The following is a 13,832-nucleotide window of genomic DNA, read 5'->3' as shown; positions in this document are numbered from 1 at the left end:
CAGTGGTGCAGATGGGATAAGATCTATCATTAATAGGCGGTGATTAATGAATGGAAGGTCGGAAGGCTGAAGAATGGGGAAGGGTTTATTTAGAAAAGCTTTCCCTCTATGAAGAGTTTACAATGCGTGTTAAAAATCTTGTTCAAGACTTGATTAGACAAGACGATATGGCGGTTTATGGGGTTCAAGGGTGGGCGAAGAATCCTGATGACTTTATGTCAGAATTAATGGGAAGAGGAGAAGATGTTATTTCTTCTCTTGACGCATTTCCTGATCTCTCTCAGATTCGTGTGTTGCTCCATTTCCCAGAAGATGTTCGCAAGGTCGAAAAAATTCTTCAACAAGAGTTCCTTGTGGATTTAGCTCATTCTGTTACCACTTCTAGCTTGGTAGATGATCCGGAGAGATTTGGTTATCCGGCAATTTCTTATGTAGTCTCTCTTTCTTCTGAACGTTCACGACTTCGTGAGTGGAGTCAATATCGGGATTTGAAATGCACGGTGCAAGTCAGAACAGTGATTCAAGAGGCCTGGGCTAGTATAGCTCCCAAAGTCAGCCATACCGCCACTGACTCGCTTACTCAGAAAAAACTGAAAAGAAAGTTACTTCGTCTCAGCGCTCTTTTGGAGGAGGCGGATGAGGGGTTTTTAGATTTATGGGAATCAACAAAAGAATCAGCAGTACCTGTAGCGCCTGTTCGGACAGAACCTTTTTCAGCTTCAGAACTGGAAAGTCGTCCGTTGACTCGTCAGGCCTTAGCTGATTATTTTAAAGAACATCTTGAAATCCCAGAAGAGTGGGCTGCTAATGCAGTAAAGGCAGGGTTCCCGGCCTATTACCCCACAGAAGAGTATTTAGCTGAGAGCTTCACGTATCTTCATAATATTTTACAAGCAGCAGAAATTAATACTATAGAAGATCTGGAGGACTTTCTTGAAGAGGTAAGGAAAGATGGGTATGGCATAGAGCAGCTCGAAACAGTGGGGAAAGCTTTTGAGAAGGAAAATGCGGATTGGAGAGTTGATGGTTTTTCTGCCCTGTTCCTGTTGGTCTTGAACTTAAAATGGGATATTCTGCAGGGTAAGGATCTTGTTGCTTCAGGCATTAAAAAGGGTTCTGATCGAATTAAAGGTTTGGGGAATTAGATCCCTTATTTTCAAGAGAATGAAGGAGAGGGAGAGCGAAGAGCTCTCCCTCTTGCTTTTGTTCCGAGTGAGGATTTGGATGTGTAAAAACAGGCCAAGCTCAACGAACTTGGGTATGTAGTTTAGTAAGATATCTATAGTATGATAAAACGTATCTCTTCTCTCCAAGTAAATGTACAATAACATCAAATATTATCGGGAATACGGATATTATGCCTATATATAAGGGGGCTCTTCTCCATGGTTTCTGAAGTAAATTTTGAAAAGTTATTTAATCCATGTTCCATAGCTTTTATTGGTGAAGGAACGGCTTGGAGCGGAGCTTGTCGTCGTGCATGGGAAAGATTGCGAACTTTTAATGGGACTCTTTTTGAAGTAAAAAACGAAAGAGATCTTCCGTCAGGTGTAGATTTGGCTGTACTGGATGTACCTCCTTTACGTTCTTCCCATTGGTTTCATCTTTGTGCTGATAGAAATGTTCCTTTTGTTCTCCAGCTTGCATCTGAACAGAGCGGAGAATGGAGATTACCAAGAAAAGAAATTTTTACAGTCAAGCAGCCTAAAGCGCTTTTTCGTGTGTTGGGGCCAGATTCCATGGGATTTATAAATCAGAGAGATCACATTGTCATTTCTCCCTTTCAGGGCTATTTAGAACAGGGAGAAAATCTACGAGTAGCTCTCGTTTCTCAAAGTGGAGATCTGGGATTTTCTATAGCTTCTGCAGCTTGTCAAGCGGGCACAGGCTTTAAGTATGTGGTGACAACTGGAGGCACTTCAGATGTCAATGTTGTTGAAATAGGAGAATGGATATTAAGAGATCCAAACATTAAACTTCTTCTTTTTTGCCTTGAAGGGCTACAAGATGGAATTGCCTTTTTGAGGTTGGCCCGAGAGGCTAATAGGCGAAAGGTTCGAGTAGGGGTTTTAAAAGCAGGGCGAAACGTCTCTTCTCGCCAGGCGATCCCTAGCCACGTAGCAGCTCTTCCCGGGAATGCTGCTATTTGGGATGCAGCTTTTAAGCAGTTTGGCATTTTTTCTATACGAGATACTGATGAGATAATAAATTTTGCTGCTATGTATAACTCTTTTGATTCGCCTCCTGGCAGAAAAACTGCCATAGTCTCTTCCTCTCGCGGTGCCGGTATTGCTCTCTCTGATTGTTGTTTTGAAGAAGGTCTTAAGGTACCAGCTGTGCCGGAAGACTTGCAGCGAGAATTAAGAAAGAAGTTGCCTCCTAGTGTTTATGTGAATAACCCTATCGATATAGCGTCTTTAGGGGCTAATGGAACGGAAGAAATTTCTTATTTACTTCGGCGGTTGATGGATTCTCCCAATCTAGATATGATCGCTGCTGTTTTAACAGAAAGTTATGGGCAGGAAACGAAGAATATTTTGAGAGCTCTTTTAGGAGTGGCCAGATTGCAGAAACACCCTGTAGTCTGTTGCGCCATGGGAGGGCTTGAAGAAGAGTCCCGAGAAATGTTGAGGGAAGAAAAAATCCCCTTTTTCCTCAGCACTCGGCGATGTGCCAAGGCATTATCAGCTCTCAGTGCTCCTTTTATGCAATTTGATGCGCATATGCCTGTTAGCTGTGAGGATTGCTCTGTTATTAAGGGAGAAGAGGCGTTGCTTTCCTTGCCAGAAAAAATGACGGAGTATGATGCTAAACGTCTTCTAGCCTTTCATGGAGTAGACGTAACGCGGGAATATTTATGTCAATCTCTTGATGAAGCTTTGGAAGCGGCAGAGATTATAGGCTATCCAGTGGCCTTGAAAGTCATGTCACCTAATATAGTTCATAAGAGCGAGGCCAGAATTATTGCATTGAATCTTGAAGGGGAAGAGGAGTTGCGTAATGCCTATGGTAGGACGTTAGAGAAAGCGCGTCTTGCCAACCCTGAAGCGGAAATTCGGGGAGTTCTTGTTCAAGAGATGTTGCAGGAAGGGATAGAGTGTGTTGTTACTATAAAATTAGATACCCTGTTTGGGCCCGTTCTTTCAGTGGGGCTTGGCGGTGTTTATGCAAGTGCCGTGAGAGATTACGTTCTCCGTATCGCCCCAGTAGACGAGGTAAATGCAATGGCTATGATACGAGAGTTAAAAGGGTACTCTCTTTTGCGGGGAGCGTGGGGACGAACGAGCTATGATGTAGGAGCTTTGGCCCAGATGCTTACTAAGTTGTCTCGTATAGCTTGCACTGAAAGTCAACTTATACAATTGGAAATCAACCCTGTTTTTGTAAATAAAAAGGGTGCAGTAGTGGTGGATGCTTTCGTGTTGAGGAGGTAGAGAGATGTCTTACTGGCTTTGGATATTCGCTGCATATCTCACTGGCTCCTTCCCTACAGGTTATGTATGCGCTAAAGTCTTTCGAGGCGTAGACATCCGAACATTTGGTTCGGGGAATATTGGTGCAACTAATGTAGGTCGTTTGATGGGAAGACCTTGGGCAATAGGAGTTACTATTGTAGATATGCTAAAAGGGGGAATAATACTTATCATAGCGAGAAAGGCTGGTATTGAGAGTCCTGTGGTTTTGGCTTCTATCGCTTTCGCTAGCATTTGCGGTCATAATTTCCCTCTATGGCTGAATTTTAAAGGAGGAAAAGGTGTAGCGACAACATATGGAGTTGTCTTTTTTATGGTTCCGCCTTGGAGCTCTGTCGCAGCCCTTATAGCAGGGGGAATTTGGTATATAGTGATGCGCTGGTCCAAGTACGTATCAGTAGCTTCTATTTTATCTCTTTTTACCCTCCCTCTTCTTTTTTTGCTTTTTCACCTCCACGTGTCCAACATTTTAGCCGTTTCCTTCATGGCTATTCTTGCGCTAGTTCGTCACCGGAATAACATTGCGAGGATACGCAGAGGAGAGGAAGGCCGGGTTGGTGAAATATCTCCGTCAAAAAAAGACGATGCCTCTTTGTAATCTTGACTAATACTGACCATATATCTACAATAAGAAGCATAGAAGAATTTGAGTAGGAGGTTTGTGTAATGCCCAGCCTGACTGAGATAATAGAAGATTATATAATGAGGCTTTTAGAGGAAGAAGAGGAAGAATCAGCTGTTTCTTTACGTCGGAAAGATTTAGCAGAAATTTTTGGATGTGTTCCCAGTCAGATCAACTATGTTTTACGAAGTCGTTTTACTCCGGAGAGAGGATATCTCGTCGAAAGTCAACGAGGTGGCCATGGATATATTCGGATAGTGAGAATTTGTTATGACATGCCTGAAGAGAAAGTAAACCATATAAAAGAAATTATTGGTGATTCTATTACAGAGCAAGATGCAAAACGATTTCTTTCAGCTCTTCAAGAGAGAGAGTTAATCTCTTCTCGAGAGCGACTTCTTATAGAGGTTGCTTTGCGTTTTGTCGATGAAGTGGCAAGTTCAGATTTCGATCTTTCACCGTATAAACGTAATGTATTACAGGCAGAGCTCTTAAAACGCCTGCTTCGTAGCTTAGCTCTTGCGTAGCTGCAATCTAAAGAGAGTGGAAGATTGAAAGTATTTTAGGGAAAAAGGAAGGAAAGAGGGCCATGTGGCAATTTTTTACGGAACGAGGGAAAAAAGTAGTGCAGCTGGCTCATCGTGAAGCTCTTCGTTTAGGTCACGATGTAATTGGCACAGAGCATATTCTTCTTGGTCTCCTAGTAGAAGGCGAAGGAGTAGCAGCTCAAATTCTCTCTTCCCTTGGTGTTAACTTCCAAGAAGTACGTCGGCAAATAGAGGAGATGGTAGGGAAGGGGCAACCGATATTAAAGCCTATAGATCTACCTCTTAGCCCTCGGGCAAAACGAGTTCTTGACCTTGCTATTAAGGAAGCCAGAAATATGGGTGTCAACTATGTAGGAACAGAACATGTTTTGCTTGGTTTGTTGGCAGAAGGGGAAGGAGTAGCAGCTCAAGTTCTTTTTTCAATGGGAATAGATTTAACTGTGGTACAGAGAGAGATGAGTCATTATATCTCTAACAGCGAAGCTGAGGGAATGGTGCAGTCAGATGTTCTTGGTGATAACCAACGAGGCGGGCAGACCAAGACGCCAACTCTCGATCAGCTTGGTATTGATCTTACAGAAAAAGGGAGAAAAGGAGAACTGGACCCTGTAATTGGAAGGGACAAAGAAATTCAGCGAGTTATTCAGATTCTTGCTAGAAGGACGAAAAATAATCCGGTTCTTATAGGAGACCCGGGTGTAGGCAAGACTGCGATTGTTGAAGGATTAGCACAGAAGATACAAGATGGTGATATTGCCGAAATTCTTCGAGGGAAGAAGGTTGTTCAGCTTAATATTGGTAATCTTGTTGCTGGAACGAAATACCGAGGAGAATTCGAGGAGCGCATGCGAAAGCTCATTAAAGAGTTGAGAGAAGCGGGAGATGTAATTATCTTCATAGATGAAATCCACTCTATTGTTGGCGCTGGCGGAGCAGAGGGAGCCGTAGATGCTGCGAATATACTTAAGCCGAGTCTGGCCCGGGGTGAATTTCAGGTTATTGGAGCTACAACTCTTGATGAATATCGAAAACATATAGAAAAAGATGCGGCTCTGGAGCGGCGTTTTCAGCCTGTTTCGGTAGAGGAACCAACAGTAGAAGACTCTATACGGATTCTAGAAGGGCTTCGTGATCGATATGAGTCTCATCACCGAGTTAAAATTGCTGACGAAGCCCTTGTCGCAGCTGCTCGCCTTTCTGCTCGGTATATTACGGAAAGGTTCCTTCCAGATAAAGCGATAGATCTTATAGATGAAGCGGCAGCTCGTGCCCGTTTAAAAATTATGGAACCGCCAGTAGACATTAAAGAAGTAGAACGTTGTTTAGAAGAGGCTCGAAAAGAGAAAGAAGCGGCAGTTACGTCACAGGAATTCGAGAAAGCTGCAAATCTTCGAGATGCTGAGCGGCAACTCTCTGAGGAATTAGAACAGAAAAAGAGAGAATGGCAATCTAGACGTCATCAGGAGCAACCTTTAGTTACAGATGCGGATATAGCCATCATAGTAAGTGAATGGACAAGTATCCCTGTGACACAGCTCACGGAAGAAGAGTCACAACGGCTCCTTCGTATGGAAGAAGAGATACATCACCGTTTAATTGGGCAAGAAGAAGCTGTTAGTGCTGTGGCCCGTGCTATTCGTCGGGCGAGGAGTGGTATGAAAGATCCGAAGCGACCAATAGGGAGTTTTTTGTTCCTCGGTCCTACAGGGGTAGGAAAAACAGAGCTGGCACGATGTTTGGCCCAGTTTCTTTTTGGTAGCGAAGAAGCCATGATTCGTCTCGATATGAGTGAGTTTATGGAACGACATGAGGTAGCGAAATTGATAGGCGCTCCTCCCGGCTATGTTGGGTATGAAGAGGGAGGTAAACTCACCGAAGCTATTCGCCGCCGCCCTTATTCTGTCGTTTTATTCGATGAAATAGAGAAGGCTCACCAGGATGTTTTTAATATTTTGTTGCAAATCTTGGAAGATGGGCGGCTTTCTGACGGTCAAGGACATACCGTAGATTTTCGCAATGCCGTAATTATTATGACAAGTAATGTTGGAGCTAAAGATGCAGCTAGAGGAACGTCTCTCGGTTTTTCCATCACTGGCGAAACAGATGGCTTTTTCAACTGGAAAAAGACGCGAGGAGATATCTTGGACTCAGCAAATAAGATGTTCAGACCGGAATTTATCAACCGAATTGATGAGATGGTCGTGTTCAGGCCTTTGAATAAAAAGGAGATGCTCTCTATTGTCGATATTATGTTGCAGGATGTAAGGGCACGCTTGCTTCTCCAGGGTATAGATATTTTAGTGAGCGAAGGAGTAAAACTTCTTATCCTTGAGAAAGGATATAATCCGAAATTTGGAGCCCGGCCTTTGCGTCGTACTATCCAACAATTAATAGAAGATAAACTGGCAGATTTGCTTCTGGAGGGCAAAATGACTCGTGGAAGTCGTATCTCCATTGATGCGGAGAAAGGGGAGACGACTTTTAAAAAGATGTCGAATAGGAAGCATAAAAAAGCGGCAGTATAATGCTGCCGCTTTTTTTATAAAATATGCACTCATAAATAAAATATTTATGATTTTTTAAGCTGACAGGTAGAGTTGTCCCTTGTACAATAAAAAGACATCGTTCTCCCATTGGGGAAGGAGGAGATGCCTTATGAATACTTCCAATTTCTGGCTTTTATTTTTTCTGTTCTTTTTTATTTATCCTCAGTTAAAACAACAACTTTTACAATGGCGAAGGATAGCAGCACTTCGCTCTTGTGAGAAACGTCGGAAAACGAGAATTATCACTTTAATTCATCGCCAGGAAAGCATGGGATTTTTAGGGATGTTTTCCCGTAATTTCCTGAATATAGAGGATTCTGAAGAGGTTTTGAGAGCTATCCGCCTTACATCTGAAGGGACTCCTATTGACCTTATTATTCATACACCAGGCGGACTTCTCCTTGCTGCAGAACAAATAGCATATGCCCTAAAGAAGCATCCGGCGAAAGTTACAGTAGTAGTACCACATTATGCTATGTCCGGAGGAACTCTGATAGCTTTGGCTGCAGACGAAATATTAATGGACAAGCACGCGGTACTTGGACCGGTAGATCCACAAATAGGGCAATATCCAGCAGCATCTATCTTGAAAGCCGTAGAAGAAAAACCAGTAGCAGAAATAGATGACTCTACACTTATCTTAGCGGATGTAAGTCGTAAAGCGGTGAAACAGACGCGATCTTTTGTCGTTCATTTGTTAGATGACAAGATGGAAAAAGAAAAAGCTGAGGAGCTGGCTAAAATTTTGACTGAGGGGCGCTGGACTCATGATTATCCTATCACAGCGGAAGAAGCTCAATCTTTAGGGTTGCCTGTCAATACAGACCTTTCTTCTCAGATTTGCAATATTATGAAATTATACCCACAATCTGGGATGGGACGTCCTTCTGTTCACTACGTTCCAATTCCTTATCCATCTGCCCCAGATGGAAATCACACGACGAACATAAGGCGCTGAAGGAGGCGTGAATCATGAGACGAAAAATCATAGGAACGAATCTACTCCTATGTTTGTTTCTGATAATGTTTATGGGGGAAGCTTGGGCAGGAAATGGTACCCCAATTGTTAAAGTAGAAAGTGAGACTATCAACATTGATGAACTTTTATCGTTGGTACGTCAACATACTAATGATGATGAAGCTTTAGCGGCTCTTGTAATTCAACAAATGAGCGACAGAGACCAGCGGGAGCTGTTACGTCAGATTACAGATATGCTTGTCCTGGCAGATAGAGCCCAACGTAAAGGACTTTATTATAATTCAGATGTAGCGGCACGTTTAAAGTGGGCTCGATTAAGTATTTTAGCAGAAGCTTATGTTTCTGATGCCTCAAAACATTGGGATTTGAGCGAATCTGCCTTAAAGACTTTTTATAAAACCCACCCTGATCTTTATACTGCAGAAGAAGCGTATCATTTTCGCCAGATTTTAGTAGGTACTGCTTCGGAAGCTCGTTTTATACTCTTACAGATATTAACGGGCAGGCCTTTTGAAAAAGCCGCAGCTGAAACGAGTCTGGATTTTTCTACTTCAAAAGAAGGAGGGGATATGGGATGGATGTCTAAAAAGGAACTCCCAGACCCCTTTAAAGATGCCGTTTCAATGAAACCAGGAGAACTCCGTGGTCCAATAAAAACTGATTATGGTTACCATATCCTTCAGCTCATAGAAAAAAAGGGAGGGAAACTTGCTCCCTACGAAGAGGTTGCTGAAAAAGTTCAAAAAGATCTAGAAGACGTTTATTTAGAAAAAGAAATAAAGGAGCTTAGTAAAAATACTGAAATTATGAATAATGTAGACGAGTTGAAACGAATTCGGATCCCCTAAAGAGAGGAGCGTCTATAACCATGGGTGATCGGCTGACAGTTTCTTCGTTTTCTTATCCGATGTGGGCAAGAATAGCTTCTTTGATAGTGGGTTTTTTGCTTGTATCTATAGGTATGGGAAAAATTTTTGCTCGTTCCATAACAGACCTAAAGTTGTTGCTTCCATATGTGTGCGTAGGGGTTATTTGTCTTTATATGGGCGGAATAAATGTAAGATTTTTTTTGTCAGATCAGGGGGTAGTACGAGAGTTCTCTAGCTGGGGGAAAAAAAAGGAAGAGCTCCTTCCGTGGAACACAATAATAGCTATTGATACTATTCAAAGAAAAAAGATTTTTAGTGCTTTTTTTATGAAGGAAACAGGAAAAGGATGGCAAGTTACTTTCCCTGTTGTTTTATGGGAAGATTTTCTGACAACGGTGAAAAAAGCTCGTCCAGATCTTTCTATACAAATCAAAAACTGAGGAGGGGCTATATGGGACAGATTAAGGCAGCATTCCCTTTTGCCCATCAAATAATGGTAATTATAGGTATTATTATAACGTGGTTTATTGTAAACAAAGTTGCTTTATTGGCTATTTCCAGGGGTTTTTCTTTAGTGTACAGATCAGTTGAGAAGAACGGGAAAAATGGTAATCGGCCGGTAGCTCTTCAGAGAATTGAAACATTAAGGGGAATTACGCTCAATATAGTGAAATGGGTGATAGGCGCTATTTTTGTTCTAAGCATAATAGGTAGTTTAGGGTTTAATATCACCCCGATTTTAACAGGTGTCGGGCTAGCGGGCCTGGGAGTTTCTATGGCTGCCCAAAATATTATTCGTGACTTTATAAATGGAATCTTTGTGGTAATAGAAGACCATTATGGGGTTGGAGATTGGATCCAAACAAATATGGGTAGTGGAACGGTTGAGAAACTAACCCTTCGCACCACCCATTTGAGAGATGTAGATGGGAATCTTATTATTATGCCAAACGGGAGCATTGATGGAGTTACAAATTACACAAAAAATTGGTCCCGAGCAGCTATTAAAATCAGAATTCCCTTTGATGCAGATACGCGAAAAGCCATGGCTATTATGGAAAAGGTAGCATTTGATTTAAAAGCAGAAAATCCGACGCTTTTTATTGGCGAACCTTCAGTTCAAGGGATCTTAGATTTTCTTGACAGCTCTACTCTTTTGAGAACGCTTTTTGATACCACTCCAGGCGACCAATGGGCTATGTCAAGAGAGTACCGTCTTAGAGTAAAGGAAGCCTTCGATAACGCTGGTATCCCTTTGGCAATTCCGCAAACTGGTGTGAGGCTTCAAACTTCAGGAAGCACACCTTCCTTTACGAAACGGGAGATCCCTCCCCGCCAGTAGTGCTGGGTGCGAAAAAGATTCCATAAGGGAGAGGTCTCTCTCTTCCCCCAGGAATGGCATTAATAATTTGTCCTTTCCAAACAAGTTCGGAAGACCCTCCTCCGTCAAGGTTCAAAACGGTGGATAGGCCGAGGTCGTTAGCGAGGCGAGCTGCTTCTAGAAGCGTTGCTCCTCCACTGTGCCATGGGTTACGACCATCTATTACTATCCACCATACCTTTTGTCCGTCAGTTCCTACTATAGTGCGTGGATGTTTCTCTTCTCTCAGCTTTTGAGAGAACCCTTCATTGCGTGTCTGAAGTTGCCCATCTTTGAGAAGCATTGGTCCACCTTGCAGGGCATAATATGATCCATCCATAGAGGGGTCTCGCCACTCTATTTCCATAGAAATAGTTTTTCTTTCAGAGATGAAAGATTTAATCATATCTATGCCTATTCCGCGAGCGGCGAGAAGAAGGCTGTTATCTGGAACAGCTCGCTGAGAACGAATGAGAGATCCAGCTTCCGAAATACTGTCATTTCCGAAGAGATAAAGAACTGAATCTAGAGGAAGAGGTTTAAAGAACTGTCCTGCTATGGAAGAAAACAGCCCTAAACCATTCTCTGGAGGAACAGAATTAAGATCGGTTATAGGGGCTATACGATATTCGTCTCTTAATAGGGCACGGAATTCTCCATTCCCCCAGAAAGTAGCCCCTTCTTCGGTCCATCCCATAGCAGAACGCTGTGCATACGAGGGAGAAAGAGGAATGCCACGAACAATGAGGGTTCCTATTGGTTTTCTCGAAGAGAAAAAGCCACCATTAATAGCAGCTTCAGCTCTTGTTTTGTCGGTCATGTGTTTAAGAGGCAAAAGTGGTTGTCCTAAAGATGGAGCTGTTATGATGGTTGATGTTTTCTGGATACCCTCTGTTTGAAGAGCTGCCCAAAAAAGGGCCTCGCTTTTTTGTTGACTGTGAGGAACGATTTTAGCGCCCAACTCCGTAGGTAAGGTTTCGAATATTTCCCATGCTTTAACAAAATTAGAGTATGGTCCTGTGTAAACAGTGTAGGTAGTTTCAGAATTAATAATAAAAGCAGAGAGCCCTTTTTGAGATAACTCTGCTTCTATTTTTTGTGCAGCAGTTGCATCTGGTGTTTCTGTTATAAAAATAGCCCAGGAAATAGGTGGTGTTCCGACCTTTTCTCTATGTATTCGAAGACTCGTGTGTTCTCCATAAAAAGTTTGATCCCAGATCATAGAGCGGCGGCATGAATAAAGCCAGTTGGCTAACTCAGCAAGGTCTTCTCTCTCAAGGTTTTGTCGGGGAAAGTTGATGAAGGGTTGTGGAGCCAGAGGAGAACAAAGAGCCCCTAGAGATAATGAAGGCAACATAAAAGGAGGGATATCTTCGTTTTCTTGAGGAGCCAAAAACTGAGCGATTTCTGCTTCGTGAGACCATCCCATGGCTTTGAAAGCAAAATGGAGAGCTTCTATTCGTGTGGCCTCCAAATCCGGGTGAAATTTTTCTCCGGGGAAAATAATCCCATAAGCTCGAGCTGTTTCTATTGCAGAAAAAAATGGATGATCTGTGGGCACATCGGAAAAACGATCTTGTCCTGTCCATCGAGGGAGATCTAATGTTTTAATTATGACCTCAGCCATTTCTCCACGACTAACAGCTGAAGCAGGTTGTAGGTTTACGCAAGATATGAGGAATAGAAGACCAATTAGCAATAGTGATGTCGTTTTTCTTCTCACAATTATCAAGACTCCTTTTATGTGTGTGTTTGGGTATTATTACTAGCTGCGACATTTAATGTAATTATTCAGCTCATGGCGAAATTACTTTATGTATGTTGCTATAAGTATTTTCTCATTGCCTCTTAGGGGAATCAATCAGACTCAGGGAGGGAAGTTGAAAGGGTATCTAGTCCTTTTTTCACGTGATAGCTTTCCCTTAATATTTTTAAGGTGTAGATGAATGTTCGATACTGTAGAATAATATGGAATTACCTAATTCTTCAAAAAGGAGGCGATGTGGTGAGGAATAGAATTATTTTGATTGCATTAACTGGCATCTTTGTTTTATGTGGCCTATCGTCATGGAGTTTTGCTGGAGCGAGTGTGGAGTTTGAGGCGAATTTTACTATAAATATCGAGGGAGAAGAAACGGAATCAGGACGTATTTATGTAAAGGGCCAAAAATTTCGTCAGGAAGTAGAGGAGGACGGGGTAGCACGAATTGTTATTTCTGAAGGTCTTCAAGGGAATGTTCTCGTGATTTTGCCGGAAGAAGAAGCGTATCTGAAAATACCTTTGGATGGATGGAACGTAGCTATGGACCAAAAGAGCGCTGAAGAAACTTTACAAGGAAAAGCTGTCATGGAGAATCTTGGCAAGGAAAAAGTGAATGGATATGACTGTAACAAATATCGCTACACATACCGTGATCCTGATATGGGTGTTATGATAGTGTGGTTTTCTGAAAAACTTCAAGCCTCTATAAAGCATATTCAGACAGGCCCTTCTGGTACATCAGAGATGATACTTTCAGATATAAAAGAACATACAATACCTGATCACCTTTTCGAAGTTCCGAAAGGATACCAGGAGATGAATATTTTTGCTCCGGGAGGGGAATAACTGTTTTAGAGGTTGACAGAAGCTCTAGAGCTACTTATAATACTCACGTTCTGCGATGTGGGGCTATAGCTCAGCTGGGAGAGCGCTTGAATGGCATTCAAGAGGTCAGGGGTTCGAATCCCCTTAGCTCCACCAGATTATATAGCGGTCTATCTTTAAGGAGATAGGCCGTTTTTTTATCTCCTTATTCTTATATCTAAATCAAGAAAATTTATAAGAAGGGTTTTTATTGTTTTTATTTTCTTATGTGTTTTTTGCTCTTTTTGTAATATACTTATCCCACTTGAACCTAAGGTATGGTTGTTAGGCGTAAAGAGGAGGAGGGTACATGTCACCAAAAGGATATCACTTTATTGTTGAAGCTTCTGGGTGTGGTGATGTTATCGGACAGGTAGAGAAACTTCAGGAGATACTTGTAGAAGCGGCGAAGAGAGCGCATACTCAGGTTTGGTCCGTATCCTTTCACAGATTTCCTCCTAATGGGGTAAGTGGCGTAGTAGTGATCAGCGAATCGCATCTTTCTGTTCATACTTGGCCTGAAGCGCAGTATATGGCTCTCGATATATATACGTGTGGGGAACATAGCATGCCGGAAGCAGCGGTTCAGTATGTACTTGAGCAAATAGAGGCTACCCATACTCACATTACAGAGATAACTCGAGGAATTGACGATGGAGATCAACTCTATTATCACTCGTTTATCACTTGGGAAGAGAGACTAAAAGAGGGAAGCGAAGGGTAGAAAATTAGTTTTAAATAAAAAGGGGAAGCAAAAGCTTCCCCTTTAGTTTTCCCGTGCCCTCTTATCGAATCTTCTCGCTAAGCAA

General features: G+C 42.3%; 12 protein-coding genes and 1 tRNA gene. 12 read left to right on the top strand and 1 reads right to left on the bottom strand.

All coding sequences use genetic code 11. From position 1 onward, the window contains the following. Positions 1–50 precede the first annotated feature (50 nt). From K360_RS0108035 to K360_RS10750, 9 genes are all read left to right on the top strand, one after another. Positions 51–1,145: a RelA/SpoT domain-containing protein gene (locus K360_RS0108035; protein ID WP_024822650.1), complete on the top strand. Its 1,095-nt coding sequence runs from the start codon at positions 51–53 to the stop codon at positions 1,143–1,145. A 240-nt stretch (positions 1,146–1,385) separates the two neighbouring features. Next, entirely contained in the window at positions 1,386–3,434 is a 2,049-nt protein-coding gene (locus K360_RS0108030) for an acetate--CoA ligase family protein (RefSeq protein ID WP_024822649.1), read from the top strand. Positions 3,435–3,438: 4 nt separating this feature from the next. Continuing rightward, positions 3,439–4,071, top strand: coding sequence for a glycerol-3-phosphate 1-O-acyltransferase PlsY (gene plsY, locus K360_RS0108025; RefSeq protein WP_024822648.1), 633 nt, complete (start codon positions 3,439–3,441; stop codon positions 4,069–4,071). 68 nt (positions 4,072–4,139) lie between these two features. Continuing rightward, positions 4,140–4,622, top strand: coding sequence for a CtsR family transcriptional regulator (locus tag K360_RS0108020; protein ID WP_024822647.1), 483 nt, complete (start codon positions 4,140–4,142; stop codon positions 4,620–4,622). 62 nt (positions 4,623–4,684) lie between these two features. Next, positions 4,685–7,168 (top strand): ATP-dependent Clp protease ATP-binding subunit, encoded by a 2,484-nt coding sequence (locus K360_RS0108015; protein WP_024822646.1) that lies wholly within the window; start codon positions 4,685–4,687, stop codon positions 7,166–7,168. Positions 7,169–7,298: 130 nt separating this feature from the next. Next, positions 7,299–8,147: an SDH family Clp fold serine proteinase gene (locus K360_RS0108010; protein ID WP_024822645.1), complete on the top strand. Its 849-nt coding sequence runs from the start codon at positions 7,299–7,301 to the stop codon at positions 8,145–8,147. A 14-nt stretch (positions 8,148–8,161) separates the two neighbouring features. Then, entirely contained in the window at positions 8,162–9,016 is an 855-nt protein-coding gene (locus K360_RS0108005; protein ID WP_024822644.1) for a peptidyl-prolyl cis-trans isomerase, read from the top strand. 20 nt (positions 9,017–9,036) lie between these two features. After that, positions 9,037–9,477: a hypothetical protein gene (locus K360_RS0108000; RefSeq protein WP_024822643.1), complete on the top strand. Its 441-nt coding sequence runs from the start codon at positions 9,037–9,039 to the stop codon at positions 9,475–9,477. Between the two features lie 11 nt (positions 9,478–9,488). Beyond that, complete coding sequence (locus K360_RS10750; protein WP_024822642.1) at positions 9,489–10,379, top strand: mechanosensitive ion channel family protein; 891 nt, start codon at positions 9,489–9,491, stop codon at positions 10,377–10,379. Here K360_RS10750 and K360_RS0107990 read toward each other — a convergent pair. Continuing rightward, positions 10,348–12,120, bottom strand: a complete 1,773-nt coding sequence (locus tag K360_RS0107990; protein ID WP_024822641.1) for a phosphodiester glycosidase family protein — start codon at positions 12,118–12,120, stop codon at positions 10,348–10,350. The genes K360_RS10750 and K360_RS0107990 overlap by 32 nt on opposite strands. Before the next feature lie 282 nt (positions 12,121–12,402). Here K360_RS0107990 and K360_RS0107985 point away from each other — a divergent pair, with 282 nt between their 5' ends. The 3 genes from K360_RS0107985 (at position 12,403) to speD (ending at position 13,747) form a co-directional block, all read left to right on the top strand. Then, positions 12,403–13,005: a DUF4412 domain-containing protein gene (locus tag K360_RS0107985; RefSeq protein WP_024822640.1), complete on the top strand. Its 603-nt coding sequence runs from the start codon at positions 12,403–12,405 to the stop codon at positions 13,003–13,005. Positions 13,006–13,064: 59 nt separating this feature from the next. Next, positions 13,065–13,140, top strand: a tRNA-Ala gene (locus K360_RS0107980). Positions 13,141–13,333: 193 nt separating this feature from the next. Then, complete coding sequence (speD, locus tag K360_RS0107975; RefSeq protein ID WP_024822639.1) at positions 13,334–13,747, top strand: adenosylmethionine decarboxylase; 414 nt, start codon at positions 13,334–13,336, stop codon at positions 13,745–13,747. The last annotated feature ends 85 nt before the right edge of the window (positions 13,748–13,832 follow it).

This window comes from Aminobacterium mobile DSM 12262, assembly GCF_000526395.1.
Classification (GTDB): domain Bacteria; phylum Synergistota; class Synergistia; order Synergistales; family Aminobacteriaceae; genus Aminobacterium; species Aminobacterium mobile.
Note: the sequence above shows the minus strand (reverse complement) of the source record. Positions and strands in the feature narration are given on the sequence as shown.

Coding starts and splice junctions, on each gene's coding strand:
- K360_RS0108035 (WP_024822650.1), top strand. CDS start 51: ATGGAAGGTCGGAAGGCTGAAGAATGGGGAAGGGTTTATTTAGAAAAG.
- K360_RS0108030 (WP_024822649.1), top strand. CDS start 1,386: ATGGTTTCTGAAGTAAATTTTGAAAAGTTATTTAATCCATGTTCCATA.
- plsY (WP_024822648.1), top strand. CDS start 3,439: ATGTCTTACTGGCTTTGGATATTCGCTGCATATCTCACTGGCTCCTTC.
- K360_RS0108020 (WP_024822647.1), top strand. CDS start 4,140: ATGCCCAGCCTGACTGAGATAATAGAAGATTATATAATGAGGCTTTTA.
- K360_RS0108015 (WP_024822646.1), top strand. CDS start 4,685: ATGTGGCAATTTTTTACGGAACGAGGGAAAAAAGTAGTGCAGCTGGCT.
- K360_RS0108010 (WP_024822645.1), top strand. CDS start 7,299: ATGAATACTTCCAATTTCTGGCTTTTATTTTTTCTGTTCTTTTTTATT.
- K360_RS0108005 (WP_024822644.1), top strand. CDS start 8,162: ATGAGACGAAAAATCATAGGAACGAATCTACTCCTATGTTTGTTTCTG.
- K360_RS0108000 (WP_024822643.1), top strand. CDS start 9,037: ATGGGTGATCGGCTGACAGTTTCTTCGTTTTCTTATCCGATGTGGGCA.
- K360_RS10750 (WP_024822642.1), top strand. CDS start 9,489: ATGGGACAGATTAAGGCAGCATTCCCTTTTGCCCATCAAATAATGGTA.
- speD (WP_024822639.1), top strand. CDS start 13,334: ATGTCACCAAAAGGATATCACTTTATTGTTGAAGCTTCTGGGTGTGGT.